A 14,983-nucleotide genomic window follows, 5' to 3' on the forward strand; every position below is an offset into this window, starting at 1 on the left:
CTACTTCACAGAGAATAGCTTCGTTCATCTTTCGTATGTCGAAATATAAAACTGGAAATAATCTGAAAAAAGCTCTACACTAAAGGGAAGCAATGCATTTTAGGAGGAGTTATACATATGAACAGTGAAACGAGAGAATTATTCAAGACCTTGACCGAGTTGCCAGGAGCACCGGGCAATGAGCATGCAGTCCGTAAATTCATGCGCCAAGAACTTGAAAAGTATTCTGATCGATTGATCCAGGATAATTTGGGCAGCGTTTTCGGCGTGAAAGATGGCGACGAAGCTGGCCCGCGCATTATGGTAGCGGGGCATATGGATGAAGTCGGTTTTATGGTATCCCAAATTACAGAAAACGGCATGCTGCGTTTCCAGCCGCTTGGCGGTTGGTGGAACCAAGTTATGCTGGCAATGCGTGTTGAGATTATCGCAGGAGATCGAGTGATTCCAGGTGTGGTCGGATCGATCCCGCCTCATTTATTGAGTGAAGAATTGCGCAGCAAGCCGATGGACATTAAGAATATGCTGATTGATATCGGTGCTGATGACAAAGCGGACGCACTCGCAATGGGCATCCGCCCAGGCCAACAGGTTGTGCCGTTCAGCCCGTTCACGGAAATGGCGAACAGCAAGAAAATCATGGCGAAAGCGTGGGATAATCGCTACGGCTGCGGCCTGGCAATTGAGTTGTTAAAAGAATTGAAAGACGAAAAATTGCCGAACCAATTGTTCTCCGGCGCAACTGTAATGGAAGAAGTGGGACTTCGCGGCGCACAGACAGCGGCAAACTTGATACAGCCAGATCTGTTTTTTGCGCTTGACGCAAGCCCGGCGAATGACGCAACCGGCAATAAAACCGAATTCGGCCAATTGGGCAAAGGGACGCTCTTGCGTATTTTCGATAAAAGCATGGTGACGCACCGCGGCATGCGCGAATTCATCTTGGATACAGCCGAGTCGAATAACATCCCTTATCAATACTTCATTTCCCAAGGGGGCACGGACGCAGGCAAAGTCCATACAGCAAACGAAGGGATCCCGAGTTCCGTCATCGGCATCTGCTCACGCTATATCCATACGTCCGCATCGATCATCCACACCGATGATTACGCGGCAGCAAAAGAATTGCTGACAAAGCTTGTCAGATCTGCAGATAAAACGACTTTGGAAACAATTAAACAAAACAGCTAAAAGAGGGCCTTCGGGCTCTTTTTTTTGAAAGGGTGAAGAACATGAAGAAAATCCAGGCTGGCATCGCATCTAAAAATCCGTCCAAGATCAACGCGGTCGCTGACGCGATGGAGGTTCTTGGCTATGCGTTTGACCTGACGTCAGCGGAAGCGGCTTCAGGGGTATCCGAGCAGCCGAGGTCACTGGAAGAGACACGCCTAGGTGCAATAAACCGCGCTAAAACACTTTCAGCTGAGTCCGTGGACATTGCAATCGGCTTGGAGGGCGGCGTCTATGAACTTGAAGGCGAAATGTATTTATGCAATTGGGGGGCGCTCGCAACGAATGACGGCAAAATTTATACAGCCGCAGGAGCCCAACTGCCGCTTCCTGAAGAAATTGCAGAAAAACTGCGGGCGGGCGGCGAGCTTGGTCCGGTGATGGACGCTTATGCCAATGAAATCGGTGTGAGGCATCACAAAGGAGCTGTCGGCGTGTTGACTGCAGGCTTGGTCAACCGGGATGAAATGTTCAGCCATATTGTTAAATTGCTGCTAGGACAATACGTCCGCTGCAGCGATTAAGTTGCATGTGCAAAGAAACATCTTTAAAATAAGAACAAGCAAAGTTAGGGAGGAATAGGCGTGCCTCGTAAAGGGTTATTGGTTTTATTCACAGCAGCGGCCATTGGGTTGGCTGGCTGTACAGCAACTCCGGAAGAAAAGATTGCGGGCGCCTTGGAGAATGCCCATAAGGCATTTTCTGCAGAACCGCGGGAAGCTAACGAATCTTCCGACGGCACAGCGTTCTATCTGCCGGGAGGCTACACGGTGGAAGAGCCGTCTGATGAACGCAGCATCAATATCACAAAAGGCAGCGATTCGTATATGCTGACCGCCAACCCGAACGAGGCGGGCGACAGCACATTATTCTATGACCTTTTAAAATCCGAGCCGCAGCAGGAATGGGCGGCAGATGAAACTTTCGAGGAAAATGGACGATTCGGTTTTGCCGCTGTACGAAAAATCGCGGACGACCGGTTTGAAGTGGTGGCCAGCGCTGGCGGCGCCAAATTGACAGCCGTATCGGAAGCAGGCAAAATTGAGGGAAATATGGACTGGATGATGCAAACTGTACGTTCCATCGATAACGAGAAGGGAGAATGACTGAATGAGAACGTTAACTTCTATTGAGCAATTCAATGAACTGGCGGAAAGCGAACCGGTCGTCTTTATGTTTACGGCCGACTGGTGCCCGGATTGCCGTGTCATTGAACCAATACTGCCTGAAATTGAAGAAGCTCACACGGAATTCACTTTCGTATCCGTGGACCGGGATGAATTTATCGATTTGTGCATTGAAAAGAACATTTATGGAATTCCGAGCTTCCTGGCTTATACGAATGGCACTGAAGCTGGCCGTTTTGTCAGCAAGGACCGTAAAACCAAAGAGGAAATCGAAAATTTCCTGGCCGCTCTCGGTAGATGAGAAATATAAAAAAATGACGGTTCGCCATCCTGTGGCTGAGCCGTTTATTTTTGAGGAGGAACCGACATGATGAAATCATCCGAATTAGTAAATATATTGAAACAGCGAATGACGAATCCAGAATTGATCTGGCATTTTGACCGCGAAAAAGATGTGTTGGACATCCGGCATAAAACCTTAGGCAATGGCATGACGCTTTCCTTGCCGCAGGCATTAAACCGTTATGAAGCAAAAGGGGAGAGCGCGTTGGATGAAATCGTCTATACCATCCTGGAAACTTTCGGTGCGATGGAAAAAGAGGCGAAAGGCGAATTGGAATCGTCGGAGCACATCTATCCAGTCGTCCGCTCGACGTCATTCCCATTGGAATCAAAGGAAGGCCATCGCTTCATCACTTCGGACCATACAGCTGAAACACGGGTTTTTTATGCGTTGGATGCTGGCACTACCTATCGCTTAATTGACGAAAATATGTTAAATTCATTAAGTCTGAGTGAAGAGCAGGTCAAAGAAATTGCACGGTTCCAAGTGAAAAAACTGAAAACCGCTGTAAAAGAAGACCGCGTCGCAGGCAATGTATTTTACTTTTTGAACGAAAATGATGGGTACGATGCTTCCCGTCTGCTGAATGAAAACTTCCTAAAAGACATGAAAACGAAAATCACAGGCGACATGACTGTATCTGTGCCGCATCAGGATGTGCTGATCATCGGCGATATCCGCAACGAGACCGGATACGATGTATTGGCGCAAATGGCGATGCACTTTTTCACTAACGGCAAAGTGCCGATTACGTCATTGTCGTTCATCTATGAAAATGACGAACTTGAGCCGATTTTCATCATGGCCAAGAATAAACCGACCGAGGAGCAGGATAAGAAATGAATGCATTTTACAATAAACACGGAATAGGCGATGTCCTATTGGTCCAATTGCAAACGGAAACACCGGAGAAAATCCACCCTGAACAATTCGGCGATGTTACGCTGATCAAAAATGGCGAAGGAAACATTGCCGGATTCAATCTTTTCAATGCCTCTACTTACGTGGAACTGGCTGACGGAGAGAAAGTGGAACTTTCGGAAGCATTGGTTACAGAGCTTCAGAATGCTTTGGCTAAAAATGGTATAGATTATGTTCTTGAAGTCGATTTGTCTCCGAAATTTGTCGTGGGCTTTGTAGAAGCGAAAGAAAAGCATCCGAACGCGGACAAGCTGAATATTTGCCGTGTCAATGTCGGCAGCGAAGAATTGCAGATTGTCTGCGGTGCTGCAAACGTTGAACAAGGACAAAAAGTAGTTGTGGCAAAGGTAGGAGCAATCATGCCTTCTGGAATGCTGATCAAAGACGCGGAACTTCGCGGTGTTCCATCTAGTGGGATGATCTGCTCGGCGAAAGAACTGGCTTTGCCGGATGCTCCTGAAGAAAAAGGGATATTGGTCTTGCCGGAAGATGCAGAAATCGGATCTTCATTCGAAGTAAAGGCGTGACGCGTTATGAGTTGGGTTAAAAATATATGGAATCGTTTATTCACTGAAGCCGAGGAAGAGGAAACTGCGGAAAACGTCCTTAAACAAGACAAGCCCGTAACTGAGCGGCCGAAAAAGGCGCCGTTCCGCTTTCCAGTTATTTCAGATAACGAAAAAGACCGTTTCAAAGAAATAGACCCTGCAGCAGAGCAACCCGTGCCTAAACGCCGTCCATCAAGCCCTGCTTTAAACAAAGCGAGAGGTTTTGGACCACCGGCACCGCAAGTAGGCGAAGCATACCAAAGCCCGCCGGTGCGCGAGCCGCGGGAACGGCGTGAGCCCCGGGAAGTTCGTGTGTACGAAAAACCAGCTCCTAGAGTTCCGCGTGCGGCAGAAACGAAAACTTTGCCAAGACCGAGCCAAAACAGCCAGCCGAAGCCGAAAGCGCGGGAAATTCCAGCTACGAAGCGCCCGGCAGCCCGTGCATACGAGCCGCAAAGCAAAAGTTCACGGCCGTTTGAACCGAGCCGGGTGCCGTCTCCAATCCATGGGTATAACGAGTCGCGCCCCGAGCCGATCATGAATTTGCTCGAGAAAAAAGAACAGCAGCGCAATGAACAGCCGAACTTGAGCTCTTTGGCTTCGGCTAAGGAAGCGCTGAAACTGCAAGGGTTCCATAACCAATTGCCTTCAAGTAAACAAGAGACGATCGTTGAAGAGAAGCTGCCAGCCACGGAAAAAGAAATGTCGGCAGAACCTCAACAGGCGGATATTGCAGCACAACAACAGCTTGATGGACAACAGCCAGCGCCGGTCAAGCAAAAGGCATCTGTCCTGTTATTTGACGACGAACCGGAACCAATCGAAGGGCCGGCAGAGATAGAAGAACCGATGAATATCGAAGAACCGGCAGCAGTCATAGAACCGGAACCAATCGAAGAACCAGCAGAGATAGAAGAGCCAGTGCATATCGAAGGACCTGCAGAAGTCAAAGAACTGGAACAAAGCGAAGAACCAATAGAGATAGAAGAACCTGTGCTTAACGAAGAACCAGCAGAAGTCATAGAATTGGAACAAAGCGAAGAACCAATAGAAATTGAAGAGCTCGAAACTTTAGAGCAAAAGGTACATAATGGAGCTTTGGAAGAGGCGGTTAAAGCCGAAGAAATCCGCCAACCGGAGAAAAAGCGTGAAAAAATCGTGCCATTCAATGTGCTGATGTTGAAATCCGATAAAGATCGTTTGAAAAAAACGAAGCCGGCCGCAGCCGGTGTTCCCGCTGCTCCAGTTGAAAAGGAAAAACCGGCAAATGAGCCTGTCCAGAAAACACTCGTGGAAAAGCAGATGATGTCTGAGTTTGCTGAGAAAAAGCAAGAACCGTTACAAGAACGATTAAAAGTTAATGAGCAGGCACCGGAACCAGTAACGGAACCGGAACAGCCAATTGTCTATGAGCATCCGAGAAGCGACTTTTTGCGTGCACCTGAAAACGATCTGATAGATGAAGCGTGGATGGAAGAGCAGGGAGAGCGCCTTATTGAAGCGTTGTCCCACTTCCAGATCCAGGCATCCATTCTCAGCATCGTGCAAGGGCCGGCTGTGACCCAGTTTGAAGTGACCGTTGCCCAAGGCGTGAAAGTCAGCAAAATACGCAATCTGGCGGACGATCTGAAACTGGCCCTGGCAGCCAAAGACATCCGGATCCAAGCACCGATTCCGGGGAAAAGCTCGATCGGAATCGAGATCCCCAACCGCACTTCCCGTGCAGTCCGTATATCCGAAGTGATCGAAAGCCGCGTGTTCCAGGAATCGGATTCGCCGCTTGAAGCCGCTCTCGGACTCGATTTGACTGGAAAGCCGGTTACACTGGATTTGCGCAAAATGCCGCATGGCTTGATTGCTGGCGCGACAGGTTCCGGCAAGAGTGTCTGCATCAATTCAATATTGGTCAGCCTTCTTTATAAATCATCGCCGCGCGATCTGAAAATGCTGCTCATTGATCCGAAAATGGTTGAACTTGCGCCATACAACCACATTCCGCATCTTGTCAGCCCGGTCATTACCGATGTCAAAGCGGCGACAGCTTCCTTGAAATGGGCAGTCGAGGAAATGGAGCGCCGTTATCAATTATTCGCTCATTCCGGCGTCCGCGATTTAAGCCGCTACAATAAATTAGTAAAAGAAAAAGGGAATCATGCCCAGCATCTCCCTTATATTCTGATTGTCATCGATGAGCTGGCAGATTTGATGATGATGTCGCCATCCGATGTAGAAGACGCCATTTGCCGCATTGCGCAAAAAGCGCGGGCTTGCGGAATCCATTTGGTCATTGCGACACAGCGTCCGTCGGTAGATGTGATTACTGGCCTCATCAAGTCGAATATCCCGACGCGCATCGCGTTTTCCGTATCCTCCCAAGTGGACAGCCGCACCATCCTGGATTCGCAAGGAGCGGAGCGGCTGCTCGGAAGAGGGGATATGCTGTATCTCGGAAACGGCATGTCTGCACCTGTGCGGATCCAAGGAACGTTCGTCACAGACAATGAGATCGAAGACGTAATCGCCCATGTCCGTGCGCAAGGCGAGCCGGAGTATTTCTTCAATGAAGAAGAACTCATCAAACGGAGCGGTGTGTCAGGAGTGCAAGATGATTTATTCGAAGAGGCTTGCCGGTTCATCATGTCCCAAGGCAGTGCTTCGACATCGTTGCTGCAGCGCAAGTTCCATATCGGCTATAACCGTGCAGCGAGGCTCATGGATTTGATCGAGCAGCACGGCTTTATTTCCGAACAGAATGGCAGTAAGGCACGAGCGGTATTGATAACGGAAGATGATATCGAAAACGTCTTTCAGTAAGATATGCCCAAAAATTCTTTAAGGACAGGAAATATCGGGTATATCGATAATGTTTTAAAAGTGATATAATCGAGTGATTATGTTTTGTTGACTAGCTATGAATTTCGCTCGGCGATTTCTATAGACTCTTTTCAACTTCCACAGGAGGTTCATTTATGACAGTGTTACATTTTACCGGCATCAAAGGATCCGGCATGAGTCCGCTCGCGCAGATAATGCATGATATGGGCAAGACAGTGCAAGGTTCCGATATCGAACAGTATTTCTTTACAGAAGACCGTCTTCGTGAAAGAGGCATCACCATTCTGCCTTTTGAAGCTGACAATATATCGGCGGATATGACAATTATCGCTGGCAACGCGTTCAACGACAACCACCCGGAACTTGTCAAAGCGCGTGAACTTGGGGCGACGATCATCCGTTACCACGAGTTTCTTGGAGACTTGATGAAACAGTATGTTTCAGTTGCCATTACAGGTGCCCATGGCAAGACTTCTACGACGGGTTTGATGGCGCATGTGCTTGACGGTTTTAAACCAGTTTCTTACTTGATCGGCGACGGCACGGGATTCGGCAAGGAGAATTCACATTTCTTCGTTGCGGAGGCGTGTGAATATCGACGCCATTTCCTGGCTTATCATCCGGACTATGCAATCATGACCAATATCGATTTCGACCATCCTGATTATTTTGCGGGAATCGACGATGTGTTTAATGCGTTTGAAGAGATGGCGCAGCAAGTCAAGAAATGCATCATTGCCTGCGGCGACGATGAATACCTTCAGCGTATTCAGGCACCAGTTCCGGTGGTGTATTATGGTTTCGGCGAAGAAAACGATTTCCAGGCCCGCAACGTTGTGAAAACTACTGAAGGCACGACGTTCGACGTCATGATCCGCAATGAATTCTTCCATACGTTCATGATTCCAATGTTCGGCGACCACGCCATCATGAACGCGCTGGCTGTTATTTCACTTTGCCATTATGAAAACATTCCTGCTGACATCATTCAGCAACAATTTTCGGACTTTGAAGGCGTCAAACGCCGTTTCACTCAAACCGAACTTGATGGGCGTATTTTGATTGATGATTATGCACACCACCCGACAGAAATACGCGCGACGCTTCAATCCGCACGTCAGAAGTTTCCTGAGCGTGAAATTGTGGCTATCTTTCAGCCGCATACATTTACACGTACGCAAACGTTCCTTCAGGAATTTGCGGACAGCTTAAGCGGAGCTGACCAAGTGTATCTTTGCGATATTTTTGGATCTGCACGTGAAGAAGCCGGCGTTCTGACAATCCACGATCTTGAAGAGAAGATTGAAGGGAGCCGCATCCTGCAATCTGATGATGTTACGCCATTGCTGCAGCATGAAAATGCGGTTTATTTGTTCATGGGTGCTGGAGACGTTACGAAATTCCAGAAAGCTTTTGAAAACCTCATTAAAACCGAAGAAACGGTTTAATAGCAACTCAAGCAAAAGGCCACAGGCGCAACCGGAAATCCGGAAGCGTCTGTGGCCATTTTTTGTTAGAGCCAATCATAAACCGAATTTTGAATAGACTAACAATTGATTTTAAGCAGGATTAACAGGTGTATAAGTGGAATAAATCTAAAGTGCCAGTGTTTACACCAATTGATGGTGGGGTACAAAAGAGATATACCAGTATTCAAAAAGGAGGAAACAGCATGGATTGGAAAATATTGCTTTACATAGCGGCTATCGTTGCTGCTGTCGGATTTTTAGTTTTATGCGTAGCGTTGGCTATGACATTAAACTCGTTGAAAAACACACTTAAAGAAGTTTCAGGAACTGTTTCAGGACTTGAAAACCAATTACAGGGTGTGACCTTGGAAACGACGAACCTTTTGCATAAAACAAATGAGTTGGCAGAGGATATCCAAGTGAAATCAGAAAAACTTAATACAGTGGTGGACGCAGTCAGAGGTGTCGGAAATTCCGTAACTGATTTGAACTCATCTGTCCGCCGCATCACTTCGACTGTTTCTACTCATGTGGAACAAAACGAAGACAAAATCGCTCAGGTTGTCCAATGGGGAAATGTTGCAATGGGCATCCGCGACAAATGGAAAGAGCGCAAAATCTATGAAGCACGCGCTTCACAGTCTTACGCTCCAGTACCAGGGCAAAAACAATTGCCGCATAACGACCAAACGCTATAAACTTAAACCAAATGGAGGAATTTAATATGACAAACAATAACAATAACAATAATAATAATTACCAGAAACCAAATTACAATGAATCTGAATACAAGAACCAGAACTATTACGCACAAAACGATTACAATGGCCAGCAAAGCGCTTTCGTGCCACAATCATATGGCATGGGCAACCGTTATGATGATCTTTATGATTACGAAGATGAGTCAGGTTCATCAGGCTTCCTATTAGGGGCAATCGTAGGCGGAATCATCGGAGCTGCAGCTGCATTGATGCTAGCACCGAAATCCGGCAAAGAATTGCGCACGGACTTGAATACGCAAGCTAGCACGTTAAAAGAAAAAACTTCAGGCTATACAGATACTGCTAAAGAGAAATCAAGCGGATTGACGCAACAAGTCAAAGAACAGTCGACTAAAGTGGTTGATAAAGTAAAAGGCATGAAATCCGGCCAATCTCCTATGGACGATGGCACAGCGTCATCTGAAGGCGAAGAGACGATTGAAATGCTAGACACTGTACAAAACTCGATCGGCCAAACTGAAACAGCTGGACACGAAGCCTTCACTTCAACTGCAAACGCTTTGAAAGAAGCAGTAGAAGAAGTTAAAGAAGAGAAGAAATCTACAAATACTAGCAACACAAGCAACACAAGCAACACAAGCAACAAAACAACTAATGCTTCGACAAGTTCTAATAACTCGAACAACTCGAACAAAAACACATCAAATTCCAGCACTTCTGGCAGCGCTGGCAGCAGCTCGAATAAAAACAGCTCGAACAATAATTCAGGCAGCAGCACAAACAAGAACAACAGCAACAACAGCAACAACAACAATAAATCATCGAAATGATCTGGGAGCGGATTAAATGGAAAATTTAGTACGTGTACATGATTTAGACGATTTAAAAAATGCCACTGCCCACACCGAGCATTACTGGCTGCTGAAGCACAGCAGCACATGCCCGGTATCGGCTTCCGCGTGGAACGAATACAATGAGTATTGCTCTCTGCACCCGAACCAGCTGTTTTTATACTTAGTGGTTCAGGAAGACCGTGAGCTTTCCAAAAACATTGAATCGTTGACAGAAGTTAAACATGCTTCTCCGCAAGCCTTTCACTTTGCTAACCAGAAAGTTGATTGGAATGCATCGCATGGCAGAATCACCAGCAAAGCGATGCAAGAATTTATCGCTTAAAAAAGATGCCGGAGCCTTGAGGCTCCGGCTTTATTTATTCAAAATACTTTAGCGCGTTGAATCGCTAAAATATAATGCGTGACTTTACCGAATACTTTGCTTATAATAGTCTAAACATGTTAAGATAAGTCACCAACATGATGATACGCGAAGGGAGCAGTAAAGAATGAGCCATTTAGATTTAGAACAGCTAAGAGAAAAAGTGGATGCCGTAAACCTCGAGATCCTCACACTTATTAACGAACGCGCAACAGTAATCCAGGAAATTGGTAAGATCAAAGAAAAGCAGGGTGTAAATCGTTACGACCCATTGCGTGAACGCCATATGCTGAACTTATTGAAAGAAAATAATAACGGACCATTAGATCAGAAGACGGTTGACCATATATTCAAGGAGATTTTCAAATCTGCACTTGATATGCAGGAGGAAGACCACCGCAAAGCACTTCTTGTTTCACGCAAGAAAAAAGCCGAAGATACGATCATCACCATCAACGGTGAAAGCATCGGCGACGGCACCCCATCGTTCATCTTCGGTCCTTGCGCAGTAGAATCCCAGGATCAGGTTTCAAAAGTCGCTGAAGCGATTGGCGCTAAAGGGCTTAAGTTGATCCGTGGCGGTGCGTACAAGCCGCGTACATCCCCATATGATTTCCAGGGCCTTGGCCTTGAAGGGTTGAAAATGCTGAAAGCAGCCGCAGACCAATACAAACTTGCGGTCGTTTCAGAAATCGTAACGCCGCATCACTTGGAAGAAGCATTGCCATTCGTTGATGTTGTCCAAGTCGGCGCACGGAATATGCAGAACTTCGAATTGTTGAAAGCGGTTGGGCAGATCAACAAGCCTGTATTGCTGAAACGCGGAATGTCTGCAACTGTCGATGAATTCATCAACGCTGCTGAATACATCATCGCTTCAGGGAATAGCCAAATCATTCTTTGTGAACGCGGAATTCGCACGTACGAAAAAGCGACGCGCAACACGCTCGATATTTCAGCAGTGCCAATCCTTAAACAAGAAACGCATCTTCCAGTATTCGTAGATGTCACGCATTCCACAGGGCGCCGCGACTTGTTGCTTCCTGCAGCAAAAGCTGCAATTGCAATCGGTGCTGATGGAGTTATGGCTGAAGTTCATCCAGACCCAGCGGTCGCATTATCCGATGCTGCCCAGCAGATGGATTTGAACCAATTCGATGATTACTACGATGCTTTGATGAAGTTCATGAAACAATACGAGTTCAAAATGTAAATCCGAAGAGCCGGGTAGCTACCCGGTTTTTTTCTATGATATTAAAAAATACATACTTTTATAAGTTGAAATAGTGAATATTTATAATCGATATTCCGCAAAACAGCTGCGCTTGCCGCGGGCGAGCGCCAAGCCTCCTCGGTCGCTTCGCTGACTGCGGGGTCTCGGCTGTCTCGCTTTCCCGTAGGCAAGACATGGGCCGAAGTTAGCGAGGCCATGTCTTTGCGACGAAGTGCGCAGCGCTGCAGGAGCAGTACGGTTTTCTCCGCTGTGTTGCTCCATATCGAGAGCTTTCTTAGCGGAGGCGCGTCAAGGGGCTAGGCGAAGCCATGAGACGAAAGGTCTTCTCGGCTCATGGCGAGAGCCATGCCCAAAGCGACCGAAGCGATTTTTAATATGATACTTTAATTGCGCTGCGGAAGCTCAGGCGGAATATCGACACATGAAAATGATAAGTTCTACTTATATAGTTGAAAATAGGAAACTTTTTATCGTATGATAAAAGATATAAGGGAAGGAGGGCGCACCGTGACCGTTACAATATATGATGTAGCAAGGGAAGCAAATGTATCCATGGCTACCGTTTCGCGTGTAGTCAATGGCAATCAGAATGTGAAACCTGCTACAAGGAAGAAAGTATTAAAAGTGATTGAAGAGCTTGGATACCGCCCGAACGCAGTAGCAAGAGGGCTGGCCAGCAAAAAAACCACCACGGTCGGTGTCATCATTCCGGATATCTCTAATAGCATGTATGCCGAACTTGCCCGTGGAATTGAAGACATAGCAACAATGTACCGATACAACATCATCTTGTCGAACTCGGATCAAAACCAGAACAAAGAACTTCAATTGCTTGAAACGATGCTTGGCAAACAAGTGGATGGCATTGTTTTCATGAGCGATGTGATTTCAAGTGAACTTCTTTTTGAAATGGAGCGTTCCCAAACGCCAATCGTATTGGCAGGTTCGATTGATGAATCGGCGAGCATTGCTTCTGTAAATATCGATTATTATGGGGCAGCATATGAAGCTGTGAAAAAATTGATTGATAATGGCCATAAACGTATAGCGTTCATATCTGGACCGCTGACATCTAAAGTGAACAAAGATTATAAATTGAAAGCTTACCAAACCGCTTTAAAAGATGCAGGCATGGATTACGATGAGAAACTGATCGTCGAATGCGATAATTCTTACGATGAGGCAATCGAAGCCGTGGAAACGTTGAAAGAAAGTGATCCGACTGCCTATTTTGTCAGCAATGATGAAATGTCCATCGGTGTCATCCACGCTGTTGAAGCGAATGGCAAGAAGATTCCGGACGATGTAGAAATCATCAGCTACGAAAACTCGAAATTGGCGCGCATGGCAAGGCCGATGCTGACGTCAATCGCACTTCCGCTTTATGACATCGGAGCAGTTTCAATGAGGCTGCTGACGAAATACATGAACAAAGAAGAAATTGAAGAAAAACAAGTTATTTTGCCGTATCGAATTGAAGAGCGCCAATCAACTAAAAACGGTTAAACGCAGAAACGCATAAAAGCCTCCGCTCGGAGGCTTTTATGCGTTTCTAATCATATACAGGGCTTTATTGAGCATTTCGTGGTTTTTTTCCGTGATTTCCTCTTTGCGTGGTATCGCTTCATACATCTTTTGCGGGTCTTCCCACGCTTCAATCAAAGGGACCGGTGATTCCGGCTGCCATTTTGCCAGCCATGAAGCAGGCAGTGGACCTGTTGGAGCTGGAAAATTGTTCATTTCCATCCATAACAAAGACCATGCACGCGGAACGACGCGCCAAATATCGTAACCGCCGCCGCCTACAGCAATCCAGCGCCCCTCACAGAACTCGTGGGCCAGCTCATGAGCCACTTTCGGGATTTCCCGGTAAATGTCCATAGTTCCGTACAAATGCGTTAGAGGGTCTAAATAATGGGCGTCAGCGCCATTCTGGCTTAAGATGACGTCAGGTTTGAAAAATTCCACAATCTCTCTCATTGCCGTCCGGTAAATTTCCAGAAACGATTCGTCTTCCGTAAACGCATCGATAGGGAAGTTGAAGGATGTTCCATAGCCTTGCCCGCTGCCGCGTTCGTTAATGTTGCCAGTCCCAGGGAATAGATAGCGCCCGGTCTCATGGATCGACACGGTGCAGACGTCCGGATCGTCATAAAAGCTCCATTGCACGCCATCGCCATGGTGCGCATCGGTATCGATATAAAGAACGCGTGCCCCGTATTTCTTCTTCATGTAATTGATTGCGACAGAGCTGTCATTGTAGATGCAAAAGCCGGAAGCTTTGCCGCGGAAGCCATGGTGCAGACCGCCGCCAAGATTCAATGCGTGCTGCGCTTTGCCTTCCATAACCCAATCGACCGCCGTCAAAGTACCGCCGACAAGCCGGGCGCTTGCTTCGTGCATATTAGCAAAAATCGGCGTGTCTTCTGTGCCGATGCCGTAGCTTTCACCGGCTTCCGGAGAAACTTTGCCGATGCTGGCCTGCTTGACGATGTCAATATAACGCTGGTCGTGGGCTAGGAGCAGTTCTTCGTCTGTCGCGATGCGAGGGGCGACGACCAGCTCTTCTGGAAGCGCCTTCATTTTTTGCAGAAGGTCAACAGTCAACTCCAGCCTTTTCTGATTAAATGGATGGGTATCAGAGAATTTATACCCCAGTTGATCCTCCGAATAAATAAATACTGCGTGCTTCATTTGTCCATTTGTGGTGTGTTTGGCCATAAAACATCGAAACCTTCTTTTTGTAAGTCGTCAATAATTGCTAGCGGATTCATGGTTTGTATACGGAATACCAAAACTTTATTGGCGTTATTCTGTTTGTCAGGGTAGACCAGAACACTCAATACATTGACCTTATGATTGTAGAACACTTTTGACACTTCATAGAGCACGCCGGAGCGGTTTGGCACACGTATTTCAATGTGTGAGCCTGGCTGATGGGCGCCTGTCAATTCGATGTACTTGTAAAGAAGATCGGTTTCAGTCAGAAATCCCACAAGCTTTTCATGGCTGACAACTGGCAGACAGCCGATTTTCTGGTCATAAAAAGTCAGCGCAGTTTCTTCGACGAAATCCATCGGATGCCCGGTTATTGGATTTTTTGTCATAATTTCAGAAACTTTCATCTCATAGGCGTTGATTTTTGGCGAAACGGAAAATCTTGATGGCAATGCATCTTTTAAGTCGCGCTCAGTGACGACGCCAACCACTTTACCGTCTTCGACGACAGGAGCATGGCGGATCCGGTTGTCCTCAAAAAGGTCCAGCACATCCTGGACGGTTTGGCTGGGAGCTAAGGTATGTACATCAGTTTTCATAATTTCCTCAAGTAACATAGAA

The 14,983-nt window shown here is 46.8% G+C and carries 15 protein-coding genes; 13 read left to right on the plus strand and 2 right to left on the minus strand.

Features of this window, described 5'->3' with window-relative positions; translation table 11 throughout:
* Positions 1 to 117 precede the first annotated feature (117 nt).
* The 13 genes from QMA09_RS10120 (at position 118) to ccpA (ending at position 13,150) form a co-directional block, all read left to right on the plus strand.
* Positions 118 to 1,191, plus strand: coding sequence for a M42 family metallopeptidase (locus QMA09_RS10120; protein ID WP_290213033.1), 1,074 nt, complete (start codon positions 118 to 120; stop codon positions 1,189 to 1,191).
* Positions 1,192 to 1,232: 41 nt separating this feature from the next.
* Positions 1,233 to 1,754 carry a DUF84 family protein gene (locus QMA09_RS10125; RefSeq protein WP_290213034.1) on the plus strand — a complete coding sequence of 174 codons (522 nt, stop codon included), beginning with the start codon at positions 1,233 to 1,235 and terminating at the stop codon, positions 1,752 to 1,754.
* A 60-nt stretch (positions 1,755 to 1,814) separates the two neighbouring features.
* A complete protein-coding gene (locus QMA09_RS10130) occupies positions 1,815 to 2,336 on the plus strand; it encodes a hypothetical protein (protein ID WP_290213035.1) in 522 nt (173 codons plus the stop codon).
* 4 nt (positions 2,337 to 2,340) lie between these two features.
* Positions 2,341 to 2,658 (plus strand): thioredoxin family protein, encoded by a 318-nt coding sequence (locus tag QMA09_RS10135; RefSeq protein ID WP_290213036.1) that lies wholly within the window; start codon positions 2,341 to 2,343, stop codon positions 2,656 to 2,658.
* Between the two features lie 69 nt (positions 2,659 to 2,727).
* A complete protein-coding gene (locus QMA09_RS10140; RefSeq protein ID WP_290213078.1) occupies positions 2,728 to 3,543 on the plus strand; it encodes a DUF1444 family protein in 816 nt (271 codons plus the stop codon).
* Entirely contained in the window at positions 3,540 to 4,148 is a 609-nt protein-coding gene (gene ytpR / locus QMA09_RS10145) for a YtpR family tRNA-binding protein (RefSeq protein ID WP_290213037.1), read from the plus strand. Before QMA09_RS10140 ends, ytpR begins: the two co-directional genes overlap by 4 nt.
* 6 nt (positions 4,149 to 4,154) lie before the next feature.
* Complete coding sequence (locus QMA09_RS10150) at positions 4,155 to 6,983, plus strand: DNA translocase FtsK (protein ID WP_290213038.1); 2,829 nt, start codon at positions 4,155 to 4,157, stop codon at positions 6,981 to 6,983.
* Between the two features lie 155 nt (positions 6,984 to 7,138).
* On the plus strand, positions 7,139 to 8,452 hold the full coding sequence (murC, locus tag QMA09_RS10155) for a UDP-N-acetylmuramate--L-alanine ligase (RefSeq protein ID WP_135500383.1): 1,314 nt from the start codon (positions 7,139 to 7,141) through the stop codon (positions 8,450 to 8,452).
* Between the two features lie 224 nt (positions 8,453 to 8,676).
* Positions 8,677 to 9,171 (plus strand): DUF948 domain-containing protein, encoded by a 495-nt coding sequence (locus tag QMA09_RS10160; RefSeq protein ID WP_135500384.1) that lies wholly within the window; start codon positions 8,677 to 8,679, stop codon positions 9,169 to 9,171.
* A gap of 26 nt (positions 9,172 to 9,197) precedes the next feature.
* Positions 9,198 to 10,025 (plus strand): YtxH domain-containing protein, encoded by an 828-nt coding sequence (locus tag QMA09_RS10165; RefSeq protein ID WP_290213039.1) that lies wholly within the window; start codon positions 9,198 to 9,200, stop codon positions 10,023 to 10,025.
* 16 nt (positions 10,026 to 10,041) lie between these two features.
* Positions 10,042 to 10,371: a bacillithiol system redox-active protein YtxJ gene (ytxJ, locus tag QMA09_RS10170; protein ID WP_135500386.1), complete on the plus strand. Its 330-nt coding sequence runs from the start codon at positions 10,042 to 10,044 to the stop codon at positions 10,369 to 10,371.
* A gap of 166 nt (positions 10,372 to 10,537) precedes the next feature.
* A complete protein-coding gene (locus tag QMA09_RS10175; protein WP_135500387.1) occupies positions 10,538 to 11,623 on the plus strand; it encodes a bifunctional 3-deoxy-7-phosphoheptulonate synthase/chorismate mutase in 1,086 nt (361 codons plus the stop codon).
* Positions 11,624 to 12,151: 528 nt separating this feature from the next.
* Positions 12,152 to 13,150 carry a catabolite control protein A gene (gene ccpA / locus QMA09_RS10180; RefSeq protein WP_290213040.1) on the plus strand — a complete coding sequence of 333 codons (999 nt, stop codon included), beginning with the start codon at positions 12,152 to 12,154 and terminating at the stop codon, positions 13,148 to 13,150.
* Positions 13,151 to 13,186: 36 nt separating this feature from the next.
* On the opposite strand, the gene QMA09_RS10185 is transcribed toward ccpA, so the two are convergent.
* Entirely contained in the window at positions 13,187 to 14,365 is a 1,179-nt protein-coding gene (locus tag QMA09_RS10185; RefSeq protein ID WP_277751527.1) for an acetoin utilization protein AcuC, read from the minus strand.
* Positions 14,335 to 14,979 carry an acetoin utilization AcuB family protein gene (locus QMA09_RS10190; protein WP_135500389.1) on the minus strand — a complete coding sequence of 215 codons (645 nt, stop codon included), beginning with the start codon at positions 14,977 to 14,979 and terminating at the stop codon, positions 14,335 to 14,337. The genes QMA09_RS10185 and QMA09_RS10190 overlap by 31 nt, the downstream gene beginning before the upstream one ends.
* Positions 14,980 to 14,983: the final 4 nt, after the last annotated feature.

Origin of the sequence: Planococcus sp. APC 3906, assembly GCF_030407685.1 — a bacterium.
In the GTDB taxonomy this organism is placed as follows: domain Bacteria; phylum Bacillota; class Bacilli; order Bacillales_A; family Planococcaceae; genus Planococcus; species Planococcus koreensis.